We start from the raw sequence: 16518 nt of genomic DNA, 5'->3' as shown, positions 1-16518 counted from the left end.
TTCAGTGGGTCCGTCGGCAGGAACTAGCGTGTGCGCATCCAGGCAGGTCTGTGCGTCTGCCGAGCGGCAGCACCCCCGCGACGTCCCGCGGTCGGTCGCTGACCGCCAGTTGTCAGGAGGAACATTGAGGATCACACGTAAGGCCGCTTCCGTGGCCTCGATCGCCGCCGTCAGCGCGCTCGCGCTCGCTGCGTGCTCGGGATCGAGCGACGACGGCTCCACCGGTGACGACGCGGGGATCAACTCCCAGACGTCGGTCAACATCGCGTGGAACCAGCCGTTCTACTCGTACAACCAGAACAGCACCATCGGCAACGCGACGGCGAACTCCATCGTCACGTACCTGACGAAGTCGGCGTTCAACTACTACGACGCCGACCTCGCGCTGCAGGAGGACACCTCCTTCGGCACCTACGAGAAGGTGTCGGACGACCCGCTGCAGATCAAGTACACCTTCGCCGACACCGCGAAGTGGTCCGACGGCACCGCCGTCTCGCCGACCGACTTCCTGCTGGAGTGGGCCGCCCAGAGCGGCACCTTCAACAACGTCGAGGCCGAGTACGACGACGAGGGCAACATCACCAACCAGGACGCCCTGGACGCCGGTGTGTTCTTCGCCGCCGCCTCGCCCTGTGTCGCGCTGATCGAGGACACCCCGGAGATCGAGGACTCCTCCATCACCTTCACGTACTCCAAGCCGTTCGCGGACTGGGACACCTGCTTCACCGCGCCGACGCTGCCCTCCCACATCGTGGGTGAGCGCGCGCTGGGTGTCGACGACGCCGAGACCGCGGTGCAGGACGTGCAGGACGCGATCGTGAACGCGGACACCGACGCGCTGTCCAAGATCGCCAGCGTCTGGACGAACGACTTCAACTACACCTCGCTGCCGGACGACGAGGGCCTGTACCTCTCCAACGGCGCGTACATCATGTCGGACTTCGTGACCGACCAGTACATGACCCTGGTGGCCAACGAGAACTACGAGGGTGACCACAAGGCCACCATCGAGACCGTGACCATCCGCTGGAACGGTGACCCGATGGGTCAGGTCCAGGCCCTCCAGAACGGTGAGGTCGACCTGATCAGCCCGCAGTCCACCGCGGACGTGCTGGAGGCCATCAACGCCCTCGACGGTGTGACCGTCGAGACCGGCGAGGAGGGTACCTACGAGCACGTGGACCTGCAGTTCGCCAACGGTGGTCCGTTCGACCCGGCGACCTACGGCGGCGACGCCGACAAGGCCCTCAAGGTGCGCCAGGCGTTCCTGAAGACCATCCCGCGCCAGGACATCGTCGACACCCTGATCAAGCCGCTGAACCCGGACGCCACCACCCGTGACTCCTTCTCGGTGGTCCCCGGTTCGCCGAACTACGACGCGGTCGCCGACGCGTCCGGTCAGGCCGAGGCCTTCGGCGAGGTCGACATCGAGGGTGCGAAGGCGCTGCTGGCCGAGGCCGGTGTCACCTCCGTGAACGTGCGTCTGCTGTTCGACCCGAACAACACCCGCCGTCAGAACGAGTTCAACCTGATCGCGGAGTCCGCTGCCGAGGCCGGCATCAACGTCACCGCCTACCAGGTCCAGTCCGACTGGGGCACCGACCTGTCGACCGCGACCTCGTACTACGACGCCGCGCTGTTCGGCTGGCAGTCGCAGTCCACCGCGGTGACCGAGCTGGACGCGAACTACCGCACCGACGCCACCAACAACTTCTACGGGTACTCCAACCCGGAGGTCGACTCGCTGCTCGACCAGCTCCAGGTGTCCACGGACTCCGACGAGCAGACCGACCTGCTGGGTCAGATCGAGAAGCACCTGGTGGACGACGGCTTCGGCGTCACGATCTTCCAGTTCCCGAGCGTGACCGCCTGGAACCCGGAGAAGATCGACGGGATCGACCAGATCTCCATCAACCCGACCATCTTCGCCGGGTTCTGGAACTGGACCCCGGGGAGCGCCGCCTCGGCGAGCTGACCCGGTTCGATGTCGTAACCTGTCCGGTGGTGCCCGGCTTCGTGGCTGGGCACCACCGGATAGTTCATGCAGTATCCGAGAAGGCGACCGCGGCATCGCCCCGGGCGCCTTCTTCGTGTGACCAGCCGCCGAACGGTGGCCGGAGTCGCGCCCGGAGGGACTAACATTCCTCAGTCCGCGGCACCCTGACCGAGCGAGGTTCTCTCCCCGTGCTGAGATTCCTGTGGCGCCGCCTGCTGGCGGGGCTGGCCACGTTGTTCGTGGCACTCTTCCTGATGTACATCCTGGTGAACGCCGCGATCGATCCGCTGGCGGACCTCCGGGAGAGTACGGCGCCCAACAAGCAGCAGCTGATCGACCAGCGCATCGAGCAGCTCCAGCTCGACACGAACGTCGTGGTCCGCTTCTTCCAGTGGATCGGCAACTTCGTGACCGGTGACTGGGGCATCGCCTGGCGCACCAACGAGGCCGTCGGCGACCTGATCAAGCACGCCATCGGCTCCACGCTGCAGCTGGTGACCGCGTCCACCGTCCTCGCGCTGATCCTCGGGATCACGGTCGGTGTCGTGAGCGCGCTGCGTCAGTACAGCGCCTTCGACTACCTGATCATCTTCCTGTCGTTCCTGCTCTACTCGCTGCCCTCGTTCTGGGTCGCGGTGCTGCTCAAGCAGTGGGGCGCGATCGGCTTCAACGACTTCCTGGGCGACCCGACGCTGTCCTGGCTGGTGATCGCCGGCATAGCGGTGATCTTCGGTGTGCTGTGGATGCTCGCGATCGGTGGCGACGTCAAGCGGCGCCTGACCACCTTCGCCGTGGCGACCGTGGCCACCGGCGGCCTGCTCGCCTACCTCCAGCTCAGCGACTGGTGGAGCAACCCGCGGATCGGGCCGGTGCTGCTGGTGATCCTCGGTGGCGGTACCGCCCTGGCGATCACCGCGGTGACCGCCGGCCTGCAGAACCGCCGGGCGCTCTACACCACGCTGGCCACGGTCGGCCTGGGCCTGGTCATGTACTTCGTGATGATCGAGGTGTTCAACCAGATCGACGAGGCCGACTGGCTGATGGCCGTGTTGGCGATCGTCGCGCTGGTGATGGGTGGCGTGGTCGGCCGGCTGTTCGGTGGCCCGGACTGGCGGATCTCCGCCCGGGCCGGTGCGATCACCGCGCTGATCATGGCCGCGCTGACCTTCGCCGACCGGGTGCTGAACGTCTGGCAGCCCTACTACGCCGCGCTCGGTGGGCGGCCGATCCCGACCTTCGGTGACCGGACCCCGAACCTGGGCGGCAACTACTGGGTGCAGACGCTCGACTCGCTGACCCACCTGATGCTGCCGACCCTGACGCTGATCCTGATCGCGTTCGCCGCCTACACCCGGTACTCCCGGTCCAGCATGCTCGAGGTGATGAACCAGGACTACATCCGCACCGCGCGGGCCAAGGGCCTGCCGGAGCGGGTGGTCGTGGTCCGGCACGGCTTCCGCAACACCCTGATCCCGCTCGCCACCGTGGTCCCGATCGACGTGATCGCCCTGGTCGGTGGTGCGGTGATCACCGAGGCGGTCTTCGCCCGGCCCGGCATGGGCCAGCTGTTCGTGAAGTCGCTCAACGGCGCCGAGATCGAGCCGGTGATGGCCTACCTGGCCATCGTCGCCACGCTCGCGATCATCGCCAACATCGTCGCGGACCTGATCTACGCGGCTGTCGACCCCCGAATCCGGTTGGACGCATGAGCATGTCTTCCACTCCCCAGACCCCCGACGCGGGTTCCGAGCACCTCGAGAACGAGATCGAGCTCAAGGAGATCGCCGGCCTGTCCCAGGGCCAGATCGTCCGCGGCCGGTTCTTCCGGCACAAGGGCGCCATGACCGGCCTGTTCCTGGTGGTCGCGGTGGCGCTGCTCGCCTTCACCTCGGTGGGCGTCGGCCCGATCCCCGGCTGGTGGAAGTACACCGGCCGCACCGACCCCAAGGGCATCCTGAACGGCGGTCGCCCCACCGGCGAGCACCCGTTCGGTCAGGACGAGCTCGGCCGGGACATGTTCGCCCAGGTGATGAAGGGCATCCAGACCTCGCTGATGGTGATGGTCGTGATCGGCCTGGTCGCCTGCATTATGGGTGTGCTGGTCGGATCGCTGTCCGGCTACTTCCGCGGCAAGCTCGACACCGCCCTGATGCGGGCCACCGACCTGGTGATCACCGTGCCGACCCTGGTGATCGGCGCCGTGATCGGCAAGCTCGCCGGTGGTGTGTCCGCGGCGGTGCTGGCGGTCGCACTGGGACTGATCCTGTGGACCAGCCTCGCGCGGCTGGTGCGCGGTGAGTTCCTGACCCTGCGCGAGCGGGAGTTCGTCGACGCGGCCAAGGTCGCCGGCGCGAGCACCCCGCGGATCATCTTCAAGCACATCCTGCCGAACGCGGTGGGCGTGATCATCGTCAGCACCACGCTGCTGATGAGCCAGGCGATCCTGCTGGAGACCGCGCTGTCCTACATCGGCTTCGGCATCACCCCGCCGGAGGTCTCCCTGGGCCGGCTGATCAGCGAGTACCAGAGCGCCTTCGCCACTCGGCCGTGGCTGTTCTGGTGGCCCGGTCTGTTCATCGTGCTGATCGCGCTGAGCATCAACTTCATCGGTGACGGCCTGCGCGACGCCTTCGACCCGCGGCAGAAGCGGGTGCCGTCGGTGCGCAAGATGGAGCGGGCCGAGGCGAAGCTGGAGTACAAGAACCCCGTCGTACCGCCGCAGCTGCGTACGCCCGGCTCATCGTCGGGGATGTGACCCACCGGTGACCTCGCCGAACGGGCGTGTGGCCCTCGGGGTGCGGGTCGGCTCAGCCGATCAGCACCCCGAGCAGGCCCGCGACCACCAGCACGGCCGCCGCGGTGAGCGTGCGGACGTGCAGGGTGCGCACCGGGGCGATGCCTCCCGCGCGCACCGCCTGCTCGGCGCCCGCCAGGTGCCCGGCCGACTTCAGCGCGCCGTAGCGGGCGACGATCACCGCGGCTGCCGCGTCGGCGGTGCCGGGATGCCGGACCGTGGTGTCCGGGTCACCGGCGTCGACGACCGCCGGTGTGGTGTCGTCGGCCGTGCCGCGGCGGCGCATCCGGGCCGCAGCACCGCTGGACCGGGGCGCCGCCCAGGCGCTGACCGTGCCGGTGGTGGTCTCCACCTCCAGGGAGTAGCGGGCCTCCACCGCCCGGAAGGTCGGCCAGGGGATCTGGGTGGTCGTCCAGACGTTGCGGATCTCGATCCCGCCGTCGGACACCACCACCCGGGGCAGCCAGAACAGGGCGGCCACGGCCAGCACGCCCAGCAGGATCCAGGGCGCGGCGCGCAGCAGCCCGCCGACGCCCTCCGTGACCGTGATGCTGACCAGCATGATGGCGGCGACCACCGCGCCGGCGCCGGTCAGGACACGGCCGTACATCGAATCGAACACGTGCGTGGGGCCCATGCCGCCATGCTGTCAGACGCGCGGTCGACGACCGTCACGTCGCTGGGTACCGGCATCGCGCCGGTGCGGGAAGGACACTGAACCGTGGCCATCGACACCTCTCACGAGTCCACTGCCGCGCAGGGCGCGCCGGTGCTGAGCGTGCGCGACCTCGGGGTCGACTTCTACGTGGACGGCACCTGGTTCCCCGCCGCGCGTGGGGTCACCTACGACGTGCACCCGGGCAAGGTCCTGGCGATCGTCGGCGAGTCGGGTTCCGGCAAGACCCAGTCCTCCATGGCGATGATGGGCCTGCTGCCGGTCAACGGCCGGGCCCGGGGCTCTGCCAAGCTGGAGGACCGCGAGCTGATCGGCATGCCGAACGGCAAGCTGCGCCGGATCCGCGGCAAGGAGATCGCCATGATCTTCCAGGAGCCGATGACCGCGCTGAACCCGGTGTACACGATCGGCTTCCAGATCGTGGAGACCCTGCGCAACCACTTCGAGATGGGGCCGCACGCCGCCAAGGAGCGGGCGATCGAACTGCTGCGCCTGGTGGAGATCCCCGAGCCGGAGCGGCGCTTCGACTCCTACCCGCACCAGCTGTCCGGTGGTCAGCGCCAGCGCGCGATGATCGCCCAGTCGCTGGCCTGTGACCCGAAGCTGCTGATCGCCGACGAGCCGACCACCGCGCTCGACGTGACCGTGCAGGCCGAGATCCTCAAGCTGATGCGTGACCTGCGCAGCCGGATCAACTCCGGGATCATCCTGATCACCCACGACATGGGCGTGGTCGCCGACATGGCCGACGACATCCTGGTGATGAAGGACGGCGAGGTGGTCGAGCAGGGCACCTCCGCTTCGATCTTCGCCTCCCCGCAGCACCCGTACACCCAGAAGCTGCTGGACGCGGTGCCGCACCTGGGCCGGGAGACCGCCTCGTCGTCGGCCACCACCACCGAGCCGGTGGCGGACCCGATGGCCGGCCGCGATCTGGTGCTGGACGCGCGGGGCATGGTGATCGAGTACCCGGGCCGTGGCCGCCAGCCGGCGTTCCGGGCGGTGAACGAGGTCGACCTGACCATCCACCAGGGCGAGGTCGTCGGCCTGGTCGGCGAGTCCGGCTCCGGCAAGACCACCATCGGCCGCGCCGTGGTCGGCCTGCTGCCGGTGACCGGTGGTTCGCTGAAGATCGCCGGCACCGACATGGTCGGGGCGAGGACCAAGGACCTCAAGCCGCTGCGCAACCAGGTCGGCATCGTGTTCCAGGACCCGGGCTCCTCGCTGAACCCGCGGCTGCCGATCGGTGAGTCCATCGCCGAGCCGCTGCTGCTGCACCGCGGGATCAAGGGCGCCGCGCTGAGCCGCGAGGTGGAGCGCCTGTTGGACCAGGTGCAGCTGCCGCGGGCGATGCGCAACCGCTACCCGCACGAGCTGTCCGGTGGTCAGCGCCAGCGCGTCGGCATCGCCCGGGCGCTGTCCCTGGAGCCGAAGCTGCTGGTCGCCGATGAGCCGACCTCCGCGCTGGACGTGTCGGTGCAGGCCACCGTGCTGGAGCTGTTCCAGGAGCTGCAGCGCGAACACGGGTTCGCCTGCCTGTTCATCAGCCACGACCTCGCGGTGGTGGAGATCCTGTCCGACCGGATCGCCGTGATGCACAAGGGCGAGCTGGTCGAGGTGGGCGAGACCTCGCAGATCGTGAACAACCCCCAGCACCCGTACACCCAGCGGCTGCTGACCGCGGTCCCGGTGCCCGACCCCGAGGAGCAGCGCCGCCGCCGTGAGGCCCGCGACGCCATCCTGGAGGCTCAGCGCGCCGAGATCGAGAAGGACGAGGAGATCACCGCCGCCGGCGTGCGCCCGCACGCCGAGGACAACGAGGCGGCGCACCTGCCGCCGGCGGTCTGAGGCCTCACCTGCACCGACGGTGATGCGGCGCGGAGCGTGACGAACGCCTCCGCGCCGCATCGTCGTCTGCGCGTAGAATCGACCGGCGCTCGACGACGTTGCGCCCCCCACCCACTCTCCGGATCGGAAACCTTCTATGTCCGTGCCCTCCGGCACCAGCGTGCGCGGCGACCTGCGTAACGTCGCCATCGTCGCCCACGTCGACCACGGCAAGACCACTCTCGTGGACGCCATGCTCTGGCAGTCCGGCGCCTTCGGCGAGCACTCGCACGTCGACGAGCGTGCGATGGACTCCGGCGACCTGGAGCGGGAGAAGGGCATCACCATCCTCGCCAAGAACACCGCGGTCCGGTACGCCGGTCCCGCGGCCGCGGCGGCGGGTCAGCCGGACGGGATCACCATCAACGTGATCGACACCCCGGGCCACGCCGACTTCGGCGGTGAGGTGGAGCGCGGCCTGTCGATGGTGGACGGCGTGGTGCTGCTGGTGGACGCCTCCGAGGGTCCGCTGCCGCAGACCCGGTTCGTGCTGCGCAAGGCGCTGGCCGCCAAGCTGCCGGTGATCCTGGTGGTGAACAAGGTCGACCGCCCGGACTCCCGGATCACCGAGGTGGTCGGCGAGGCCACCGACCTGCTGCTCGGCCTGGCCTCCGACCTGCACGACGAGGTCGAGGACCTGGACCTGGACGCGATCCTGGACGTGCCGGTGGTGTACGCCGCCGCCAAGGCCGGTCGCGCCTCGCTGAACCAGCCCGCCGACGGTGCACTGCCGGACAGCGAGGACCTGGAGCCGCTGTTCGCCACCATCCTGGAGAAGATCCCGGCGCCGACCTACACCGAGGGCGCCCCGCTGCAGGCGCACGTGACCAACCTGGACGCCTCGCCGTTCCTGGGCCGGCTCGCGCTGCTGCGGATCTTCAACGGCACCCTGACCAAGGGCCAGACGGTCGCCTGGGCCCGGGCCGACGGCACCATGCAGAACGTCCGGGTCACCGAGCTGCTGGAGACCAAGGCGCTGGACCGGGTGCCCACCGACCAGGCCGGCCCCGGCGACATCGTCGCGGTGGCAGGCATCGAGGACATCACCATCGGTGAGACCCTGACCGACCCGGACGACCCGCGGCCGCTGCCGCTGATCACGGTGGACGACCCGGCGATCTCGATGACGATCGGGATCAACACCTCGCCGCTGGCGGGCAAGGGCGGCAAGGGGCACAAGGTGACCGCCCGCCAGGTGAAGGACCGGCTGGACAAGGAGCTGATCGGCAACGTCTCGCTCCGGGTGCTGCCCACCGAGCGGCCGGACGCCTGGGAGGTGCAGGGCCGCGGTGAGCTGGCGCTGGCCATCCTGGTCGAGCAGATGCGGCGCGAGGGCTTCGAGCTGACCGTCGGCAAGCCGCAGGTGGTCACCAAGAAGATCGACGGCACCGTGCACGAGCCGGTGGAGCGGATGACCATCGACGTGCCGGAGGAGTACCTCGGCGCGGTCACCCAGCTCCTGGCGCAGCGCAAGGGCCGGATGGAGACCATGACCAACCACGGCACCGGCTGGGTGCGGATGGAGTTCCTGGTCCCGGCCCGTGGCCTGATCGGCTTCCGGACCCGGTTCCTGACCGACACCCGCGGCACCGGCATCGCCTCGTCGATCGCCGAGGGCTACGAGCCGTGGGCCGGCCCGATCGAGACCCGGGTGGCCGGTTCGCTGGTCGCCGACCGTGCCGGTGTGGTGACGCCGTACGCCATGATCAACCTGCAGGAGCGCGGCAGCTTCTTCGTCGACCCCACCCAGGAGGTCTACGAGGGCATGATCGTCGGCGAGAACTCCCGCAGTGAGGACATGGACGTCAACATCACCAAGGAGAAGAAGCTCACCAACATGCGGTCCTCCACCGCCGACAACTTCGAGAACCTGGTGCCGCCGCGGCACCTGACCCTGGAGGAGTCGCTGGAGTTCGCCCGCGAGGACGAGTGCGTCGAGGTCACCCCCGAGGTGGTGCGGATCCGCAAGGTGGTGCTCGACCAGTCCGAGCGCGCCCGGATCACCGCGCGCAGCAAGAAGTCCTGATCGCGGTGGGCGCCCGGGGTGGGGTGGTCGCGGTGCACGCGCACCCCGACGACGAGACCCTCACCTCGGGTGCCCTGCTCGCCGCGACCGTCGCCGCCGGGCTGCCCGCCACGGTGGTGACCTGCACCCGGGGCGAACGCGGCGAGGTGATCGGCCCGCTGCACGACACCCTGGAGGGTGACGGCGACGCGCTGGCCCGGCACCGGGAGACCGAGGTCGCCGCGGCGATGCGGGCGCTCGGCGGCGTCGGCCAGCTGTTCCTGGACACCCTGCCCGGCACCGAGGACCGCTATGCCGACTCCGGGATGGCCTGGGTCGAGGGGCATGCCCGTGCCGGTGCCGCCGCCGATCTTCCGCCGCACGCCCTGGTCGGCGCCGACCTGGACCGGGCAGCCGGTGCCCTGGCGGACTTCCTGACCGACCGGCGCCCGGAGCTGGTGGTCAGCTACGAGCCCGGCGGCGGCTACGGGCACCCGGACCACGTCCGGACCCACCAGATCGTCCGGCGCACGGTCGACCTGCTCGGAGCGGACGCCCCCGCGCTGGCCTGGGCCGTGGCCGACGCCGCCGATCTGCGGGCCGCCGCCCGGGCACTGGCCGGCGACCCGGTGGTCGCCGGGTTGGTCGCCGCACACGCCGCACCGGAGCTGGCGGCCACCCGGCAGGGCCCGTTCACCCCGCCCGCACCCGGTGACCCGCTGCCCGTGATGGCCCGCGAGCGGGTCGGCGCCGGATTCGCCGTGCCGGTCGGGCCGGTCCGTCCCGCGGTGCTGGCCGCCCTGACCGCGCACGCCACCCAGGTGCAGGCGGTCACTGCGCTCGACCTGCCCGCGGCGGTGGGCTGCTACGCGCTGTCCAATGGTGCGCTGGCCGCCCTGTTGCCGGTCGAACGCTACGAGTGGGCGGACCCGGAGCGGACCACCGGCATGGTGACCGCCGTCGCCGCACAGTCCGACGCCGTAGCCTGACCGCGTGCGCGCACTCCTCCGCCTGCTCGGCGTCCTGCTGCTCGGTGTCGTCATCGGGGCCGTCGGCTCCGTGATGCACCGCGCCAGCCAGCCCTGGGGCCTGGTGCTCTCCCTGGCCCTGGTCACCACGTCCGCGATCGGTGTGCGCGCCGGACTCGGCCGGGCCGCCACCCTGGCCTACCTGGCGGTGCTGATGATCGTGCTCGGTGTGCTGTCCCAGTCCGGCCCCGGCGGCGACGTGCTGATGCCGGCCTCCGACCACTGGGGCTGGTACTGGCTCGGCGGCACCGTCCTGGTGGCGCTGGCCGTGATCGCACTGCCCGCCCGGTGGTTCAGCGACCAGCCGCTGCGGCGCCAGGCCTCCTGATGCCGGTGGACCTGGACCGCTTCCGGTCCACCATGGCCCGGCTGCCCGGGGGAGTGGCGGTGGTGGCCGCCCGCTGGCGCGACGCCGACCACGCCGCCACCGTCTCCGCCGTGCTGTCGGTGTCGCTGGAACCGCCGATCGTGCTGGTCAGCCTGCACACGGACAGCCGGATCCGGGACGCGCTCGACCAGGTCGACGGCTGGGCGGTGAGCATCCTGGCCGACGACCAGGCGCCGATCGCGGACTGGCTCGCGTCGCCCGGGCGTCCGGTGATCGGCCAGCTCGGCCGGGTGCCGCACCACCGTGCGCCCGAGTCCGGCGCCGCCTGGGTGGACGGCGCCGCCGCCTGGGTGGACTGCCGCACCCGCCAGATCGTCCCCGCCGGTGACCACGACCTGGTGCTCGGGGACGTGGTCGCGGTCCGGGAAGGACGGCCGGACGCCGGAGGACTGGTTCATCTGCGGCGCCGCATGCACCCGCTCCGCTGAATTCGCCCTATTCGCACAATCCTGACAGCCCGTCCCTGGAATGCGCGTGGGTGGCGCGGAATACGCCCCTAGAATCGGGGGCGGTGCCCGTGGCTGCGGGCCGCGCCGGTGAGAAGGGACCACCAGATGGGCCAGGGGAAGTCGGAGGGCAGCGCTCCGGAGGACACCACCCCCGAGGCGACGCAGGGATCAGCGGACACCCCCGCCCCCGCGAGCCCGACCACCCCGGAACCCGCTGAGGCCAGCACCGCGACGCGACGGATCCCGGTGGTCGCCGGGGCGGACGACGGTGCGCCGGTGGGCGAGGGCGACGGTGTGCCGACCAGCGATGGCGACGGCGAGGTGCCCGAGGGTGGTGCGCCGGTGGGCGACGATGCCGGTGCGCGCGAGGGCGACGAGCCGGTGGGTGACGGCGACACCGAGGCTCCCGTGAGCGACAGCCTGGCGGGTGAGGGCGACGGCGAGCCGCGCGAGGGCAACGCCCCTGAGGCCGAGGCGCGCCAGGGCGGTGAGCCGGCCGGCGACCCCGCCCCGACGGCGGGCGGTGGCGACGACCCGACCGATCCGACGACGACTGACGCCGAGGGTGCCGCGGCGGCGCCGGTGTCGGCCGCAGGTGAGGGCCCGAGCGTCGATCAGCCTGACGACGCCGGTGCCCCGGCGGCTGCCCTCGGCGACGCGGGCGCCACGGGTGGTCCTGCCGACGGTCCGAGTGCCGCTACCGACTCCACCGACGACCGTGGCGCGTCGTCCGCCGAACCCGGCGCGGCGGTTGCGGCGGAGCCCGATCGGCCCGGCACCGAGACCTCGGTCGCCGAGGCCGCGCCGACGAGCCCTGTGCCGACAAGCCCTGTGCCGACGAGCCCGACCGCGGACGCCGAACCGCCCGCCACGTCCACCGCGAGCGAGGCGCTGTCGCCGCGAACGGAGCAGGACGCGGCGGTGAGCGAGGCGCCGACACCGCGACCGGAGCAGGGCGCGGCGCTGAGCGAGCGCGAGACCGGGTCACCGCGACCGGAGCAGGACGCGGCGGCGAGTGGGCGCGAGGCCGGAACCCCGAAGGCCGACGGCAGCAATGAGCCCGTCGTCGACTCCCCGGCACCCGCGGCCGCGGCGGCGTCCGGTGCTGCGGCCGACGCTGCACCCAGCACACCGGGCCGGGCCCCGATCGCCTCCCGTCTCGGCGCGGACAGCACGGCGGAGTCTGAGACCGCCGGGACCGCAGCCGCCAAGACCACGGCGCACGACGAGGCCGACGACGCCACGACCGTCCTCCCGGTCGCCCGTGACACTGCGGGAACCCCGGCCGGGCAGAACGCCCCGTCGGCCGTGTGGCCCGCAGCGGCCCAGGGCACCGCGGCAGCCACGACGCCGAGTGAGTCGCAGACCGCGACCCCGCTGCCGTCGGAGGCACGGCAGGCCGAGGCCCCGACGTCGCCGGACGCGCCGCAGACCGTGGCCCCGTCGTCGCCGGACGCGCCGCAGACCGCCGCGTCGTCGGCTGGCGCGCCCGCCGGGAAGGCGGGCGACGACGCGGCGACCGCGATCACCCCGGCGGTCGCCGCCTCTACCGCCGCCGGCACCGCATCGAGCGCTCCCGGCAGTGCCCCCGGCACCCCCGGCACCCCCGGCACCCTCGGCACCCCCGGCACTGCACCCACCGCCTCCGGCGGCGCATCCGCTGCCCCCACCCCCGCCCGCGAGGAGGGCTCCCCCCTGGACGTCTTCGACGAGGAGCCCGCCGGCAAGCGCCGGTGGTGGCGTCCGGTGCTGATCGTGGCCGGTGTGCTGGTGGTGCTCGGCGGCGCCTATGTCGGCGGTGCGTACGCCCTGGCCGACCGGGTGCCGCGCGGCACGACGGTGGCCGGGATCGAGGTCGGCGGGATGTCGGCGCAGGATGCCCGGACGGCGCTGACCGAGGGGCTGGCGGAGCGGTCGTCGCAGCCGATCACGGTGACGGCGCGGGAGGTGAGCGGCACCGTCGATCCGGCGACCGCCGGCCTGACCTTCGACGTGGAGGCGACGGTCGATTCGCTGACCGGCATCGACCTTCGCCCGCAGCGGATGTGGCAGCACCTGGCCGGTGGTGGCGCGGAGTCCCCGGTGACCGAGGTGGACGAGGGGCTGCTGGACGCCGCGATCGAGGACCTGTCCGGGTCGCTGACCCTGGCGCCGGTGGACGGATCGGTGGTGTTCGTGGACGGTCAGCCGCAGGGTGTGGCCGCGGTGGACGGCTGGTCGCTGGACACCGAGGGCGCCCGCAGCACGCTGGAGGACGGTTGGCTGACCGAGGCGCTGCCGATCGAGTTGCCCAGCGACACCGTGACCCCGGCGATCACCCAGGACGAGGTGGACCGGGTGGTGCGAGACGTGGCCAGTGCGGTGGTGTCCGGGCCGGTGACCGTGAGCGTCGCGGGCCAGAACGCCGAGCTGCCGGTGGACGTGGTGACCGCGGCGGCGTCCTTCGTGCCGCAGGACTCGCAGCTGGTGTTGCAGATCGACGGGGCGGCGCTGGTGGAGCAGGTGGTCAGCCGGACCACGGATCTGCTGACCACGGCCGCGGACGCGACATTCGAGTTCCAGGACGGGGCTCCGGTGATCGTGCCGGGGACGCCGGGTACCACGCTGGACCCGGCGGCGCTGGCCACGGCGGTGGCGACCGCGGCCTCCAGCACGTCGGAGCGCACCGCCACGGTGGAGCTGGTGGAGTCGGACCCGGCGCAGAGCACCCAGGCGCTGGAGGAACTGGGGGTGAAGGAGGCGATCTCCGAGTTCTCCACCCCGCTGACCAGTGAGCCGCGCCGGACCCAGAACATCGCCGCCGGGGCCGCCGCGATCAACGGCACGCTGATCCGGCCGGGGGAGACCTTCTCCCTGACCGAGGCACTGGGGCCGATCGACGCGGCGCACGGCTTCGTACAGGCCGGCGCGATCGTGAACGGCGAGCACTCCGACGCCTGGGGCGGTGGCCTGTCGCAGCTGTCGACCACCACCTTCAACGCCGCCTTCGAGGCCGGGATGGAGGACGTCGAGCACACGCCGCACTCGGAGTGGTTCCAGCGGTATCCGGCGGGCCGGGAGGCCACGCTCTACACCGGCTCGATCGACATGAAGTGGAAGAACACCTCGCCCTACGGGGTGCTGGTGCAGGCGTATGTCGCGGACGGCAAGACCTGGGTCCGGCTGTGGAGCACGCACCACTTCGACGTGGAGATCACCTCCGGGGCGAAGACGAATGTCGTGTCCCCGACCACGGTCTACAACACCTCGCCGACCTGTTCGGCGCAGTCGGCGGGCAATCCGGGCTTCAGCATCAGCGTGACCCGGAACGTCCTGCTCAATGGCCAGGTGCAGAGCACGGACAACCTGTCCTGGCGGTACAAGCCGCAGAACCGGGTGGTGTGCGGGCCCGACCCGGCAAGCCAAGCCGCCGCCGGCTGAGTCAGCGGCGGGGCCGGGGGACCAGCTTGCCGATCGCGATCTGGTCCCCCGGCACCCGCACGTCGCCGTGCCGCCGGGTGCGCAGCAGCAGTCCGTCGTCGTCGACCTCGATCAGGTCGCCGACCACGTCGGTGAACCGGTGGGTGTCGCCCTCGGGCAGTCGCCGGCGGACCATCGCCCGGGCGCCGACCGGCCAGCCACGCCAGGGGTCGTCGTCGGCCATCGGTGCTCCTCACGGCGTGGAACGGGTGCTGGTGAGCGATACTAGGCGGCGGAGCCCGCAGCAATCGAAGGCCGCCCGGGTAACCCGGGCGGGTGGAGGACAGTCGTGACCTATGTGATCGCCCAGCCCTGTGTGGATGTCAAGGACAAGGCCTGCATCGAGGAGTGCCCGGTCGACTGCATCTACGAGGGCAAGCGCTCGCTGTACATCCACCCCGACGAGTGCGTGGACTGCGGCGCCTGCGAGCCGGTCTGCCCGGTGGAGGCGATCTACTACGAGGACGACGTCCCCGAGCAGTGGGCCGACTACTACCGGGCGAATGTGGAGTTCTTCGACGACCTCGGGTCGCCCGGGGGTGCGGCCAAGCTCGGCCTGATCGAGAAGGACCACCCGGTGATCGCCACCCTTCCGCTGCAGGTGCACGGCGACTGATGGGCCTGTTCACCGCGGCGCTGCCGGACTTCCCCTGGGACACCCTCACCCCGTACGCCGAGCAGGCGCGACGGCATCCGGACGGGATCGCCGACCTGTCGGTGGGCACCCCGGTCGACCCGACCCCGGAGCTGCTGCGCCGGGCGCTGGCGCAGGCCGCGGACTCGCCGGGTTACCCGCAGACCTGGGGCACCCCGCAGCTGCGTGCGGCGGTGGCGGACTGGTTCGCGCGGCGCCGGAACGTCCCGGACCTCGACCCGGCGGGCGTGCTGCCCACGGTCGGGTCCAAGGAGATGGTGGCGCTGCTGCCCGCCCTGCTCGGTCTGGGCGCCGGTGACCTGGTGCTGCACCCCGCGGCGGCGTACCCGACCTACGACGTGGGTGCCCGGCTGGCCGGCGCGACGCCGGTGCCGGTGGACGACCCGGTCGCCGCACTGACCGGGCCACAGGGCGCCCGGGTCAAGCTGGTCTGGCTGAACTCGCCGGGCAACCCGGACGGCAGCGTGCTGGGCGTGGACCGGCTGCGGGCCGTGGTCGAGGCGGCCCGGGCGGTGGGGGCGGTGGTGGCCTCCGACGAGTGCTACGCCGAGCTGCCCTGGGCCGAGCCCTGGGTCACCGACGGCGTGCCGAGCGTGCTCGACCCGCGGGTCACCGGCGGCGACCACCGCGGCCTGCTGGCGCTCTACTCGCTGTCCAAGCAGTCGAACCTGGCCGGGTACCGGGCCGCCTTCACCGCCGGTGACCCGGAGCTGGTCGCCGGGCTGCTGGCCACCCGCAAGCACGCCGGGATGATCGTGCCCGGACCGGTCCAGGCGGCGATGACGGTCGCGCTGGGCGACGACGCGCACGTCGAGGAGCAGCGGGAGCGGTACCGGGCGCGCCGGCAGGTGCTGCTGCCCGCGCTGGAGGGTGCGGGCCTGCGGCTGGACGGCTCCGAGGCCGGCCTGTACCTGTGGGTGACCGCCGACCAGGACTGCTGGGCCACCGTCGCCCGGCTGGCCGAGCTCGGCATCCTGGTCGCCCCGGGCACGTTCTACGGCGCACCCCGGCACGTCCGGGTCGCGCTCACCGGCACCGACGAGCGGATCGCCGCGGCCGCAGCCAGACTCCGGTCGGTGTGAGGGGGGTCACACCCGGTCGCCGCGGCCCGGGATGGTCGTCGGCCCGCACGTCACGTACGGTGCTGGCGGGCCGCACACCGGTCACCGGGCGAGGCGCCG

Annotated in this window: 13 protein-coding genes; 11 read left to right on the top strand and 2 right to left on the bottom strand. The window is 71.6% G+C overall.

From position 1 onward, the window contains the following. Positions 1 to 151: 151 nt before the first annotated feature. From HGA03_RS00510 to HGA03_RS00500, 3 genes are all read left to right on the top strand, one after another. Positions 152 to 1975, top strand: a complete 1824-nt coding sequence (locus HGA03_RS00510; protein WP_239073471.1) for an ABC transporter family substrate-binding protein — start codon at positions 152 to 154, stop codon at positions 1973 to 1975. Positions 1976 to 2184: 209 nt separating this feature from the next. Further along, positions 2185 to 3705, top strand: a complete 1521-nt coding sequence (locus HGA03_RS00505) for an ABC transporter permease (protein WP_168628267.1) — start codon at positions 2185 to 2187, stop codon at positions 3703 to 3705. Beyond that, on the top strand, positions 3702 to 4751 hold the full coding sequence (locus HGA03_RS00500) for an ABC transporter permease (protein ID WP_168628266.1): 1050 nt from the start codon (positions 3702 to 3704) through the stop codon (positions 4749 to 4751). The genes HGA03_RS00505 and HGA03_RS00500 overlap by 4 nt, the downstream gene beginning before the upstream one ends. 52 nt (positions 4752 to 4803) lie before the next feature. Here the strand turns inward: HGA03_RS00500 and HGA03_RS00495 are convergent, their stop codons facing one another. Continuing rightward, the gene (locus HGA03_RS00495) at positions 4804 to 5427 is read right to left on the bottom strand and encodes a PH domain-containing protein (protein WP_168628265.1); all 624 of its coding nucleotides are present in this window, start codon (positions 5425 to 5427) and stop codon (positions 4804 to 4806) included. An 84-nt stretch (positions 5428 to 5511) separates the two neighbouring features. Here HGA03_RS00495 and HGA03_RS00490 point away from each other — a divergent pair, with 84 nt between their 5' ends. The 6 genes from HGA03_RS00490 to HGA03_RS19210 all read left to right on the top strand — a co-directional run bounded on the left by HGA03_RS00490 (position 5512) and on the right by HGA03_RS19210 (position 14643). Continuing rightward, complete coding sequence (locus HGA03_RS00490; protein WP_373307644.1) at positions 5512 to 7314, top strand: ABC transporter ATP-binding protein; 1803 nt, start codon at positions 5512 to 5514, stop codon at positions 7312 to 7314. Between the two features lie 136 nt (positions 7315 to 7450). After that, positions 7451 to 9379: a translational GTPase TypA gene (gene typA / locus HGA03_RS00485; RefSeq protein ID WP_168628264.1), complete on the top strand. Its 1929-nt coding sequence runs from the start codon at positions 7451 to 7453 to the stop codon at positions 9377 to 9379. A 5-nt stretch (positions 9380 to 9384) separates the two neighbouring features. Beyond that, positions 9385 to 10347, top strand: a complete 963-nt coding sequence (locus HGA03_RS00480; RefSeq protein ID WP_168628263.1) for a PIG-L family deacetylase — start codon at positions 9385 to 9387, stop codon at positions 10345 to 10347. Positions 10348 to 10351: 4 nt separating this feature from the next. Beyond that, entirely contained in the window at positions 10352 to 10714 is a 363-nt protein-coding gene (locus HGA03_RS00475; protein WP_168628262.1) for a DUF6113 family protein, read from the top strand. Continuing rightward, positions 10714 to 11202 (top strand): flavin reductase family protein, encoded by a 489-nt coding sequence (locus HGA03_RS00470; protein ID WP_168628261.1) that lies wholly within the window; start codon positions 10714 to 10716, stop codon positions 11200 to 11202. Before HGA03_RS00475 ends, HGA03_RS00470 begins: the two co-directional genes overlap by 1 nt. Before the next feature lie 126 nt (positions 11203 to 11328). Next, positions 11329 to 14643: a VanW family protein gene (locus tag HGA03_RS19210; protein ID WP_168628260.1), complete on the top strand. Its 3315-nt coding sequence runs from the start codon at positions 11329 to 11331 to the stop codon at positions 14641 to 14643. Position 14644: 1 nt separating this feature from the next. Here HGA03_RS19210 and HGA03_RS00460 read toward each other — a convergent pair whose 3' ends face one another. Continuing rightward, complete coding sequence (locus tag HGA03_RS00460; RefSeq protein ID WP_168628259.1) at positions 14645 to 14866, bottom strand: putative acetyltransferase; 222 nt, start codon at positions 14864 to 14866, stop codon at positions 14645 to 14647. A gap of 105 nt (positions 14867 to 14971) precedes the next feature. Here HGA03_RS00460 and fdxA point away from each other — a divergent pair, with 105 nt between their 5' ends. Together fdxA and dapC are read left to right on the top strand one after the other, a co-directional pair. Further along, positions 14972 to 15298 (top strand): ferredoxin, encoded by a 327-nt coding sequence (gene fdxA / locus HGA03_RS00455; protein WP_168628258.1) that lies wholly within the window; start codon positions 14972 to 14974, stop codon positions 15296 to 15298. Then, positions 15298 to 16419 (top strand): succinyldiaminopimelate transaminase, encoded by a 1122-nt coding sequence (gene dapC / locus HGA03_RS00450; RefSeq protein ID WP_168628257.1) that lies wholly within the window; start codon positions 15298 to 15300, stop codon positions 16417 to 16419. The genes fdxA and dapC overlap by 1 nt, the downstream gene beginning before the upstream one ends. Positions 16420 to 16518 lie beyond the last annotated feature (99 nt).

Source organism: Cellulomonas denverensis, assembly GCF_012396125.1.
Classification (GTDB): domain Bacteria; phylum Actinomycetota; class Actinomycetes; order Actinomycetales; family Cellulomonadaceae; genus Cellulomonas; species Cellulomonas denverensis.
This window is presented reverse-complemented; position numbering and strand designations above follow the sequence as displayed.

Bases quoted from the DNA above. Each gene is read 5' to 3' on its own strand.
- HGA03_RS00500 (WP_168628266.1), top strand. From the start codon at position 3,702: ATGAGCATGTCTTCCACTCCCCAGACCCCCGACGCGGGTTCCGAGCAC.
- HGA03_RS00460 (WP_168628259.1), bottom strand. From the start codon at position 14,866: ATGGCCGACGACGACCCCTGGCGTGGCTGGCCGGTCGGCGCCCGGGCG.
- dapC (WP_168628257.1), top strand. From the start codon at position 15,298: ATGGGCCTGTTCACCGCGGCGCTGCCGGACTTCCCCTGGGACACCCTC.
- HGA03_RS00470 (WP_168628261.1), top strand. From the start codon at position 10,714: ATGCCGGTGGACCTGGACCGCTTCCGGTCCACCATGGCCCGGCTGCCC.
- HGA03_RS19210 (WP_168628260.1), top strand. From the start codon at position 11,329: ATGGGCCAGGGGAAGTCGGAGGGCAGCGCTCCGGAGGACACCACCCCC.
- typA (WP_168628264.1), top strand. From the start codon at position 7,451: ATGTCCGTGCCCTCCGGCACCAGCGTGCGCGGCGACCTGCGTAACGTC.
- HGA03_RS00495 (WP_168628265.1), bottom strand. From the start codon at position 5,427: ATGGGCCCCACGCACGTGTTCGATTCGATGTACGGCCGTGTCCTGACC.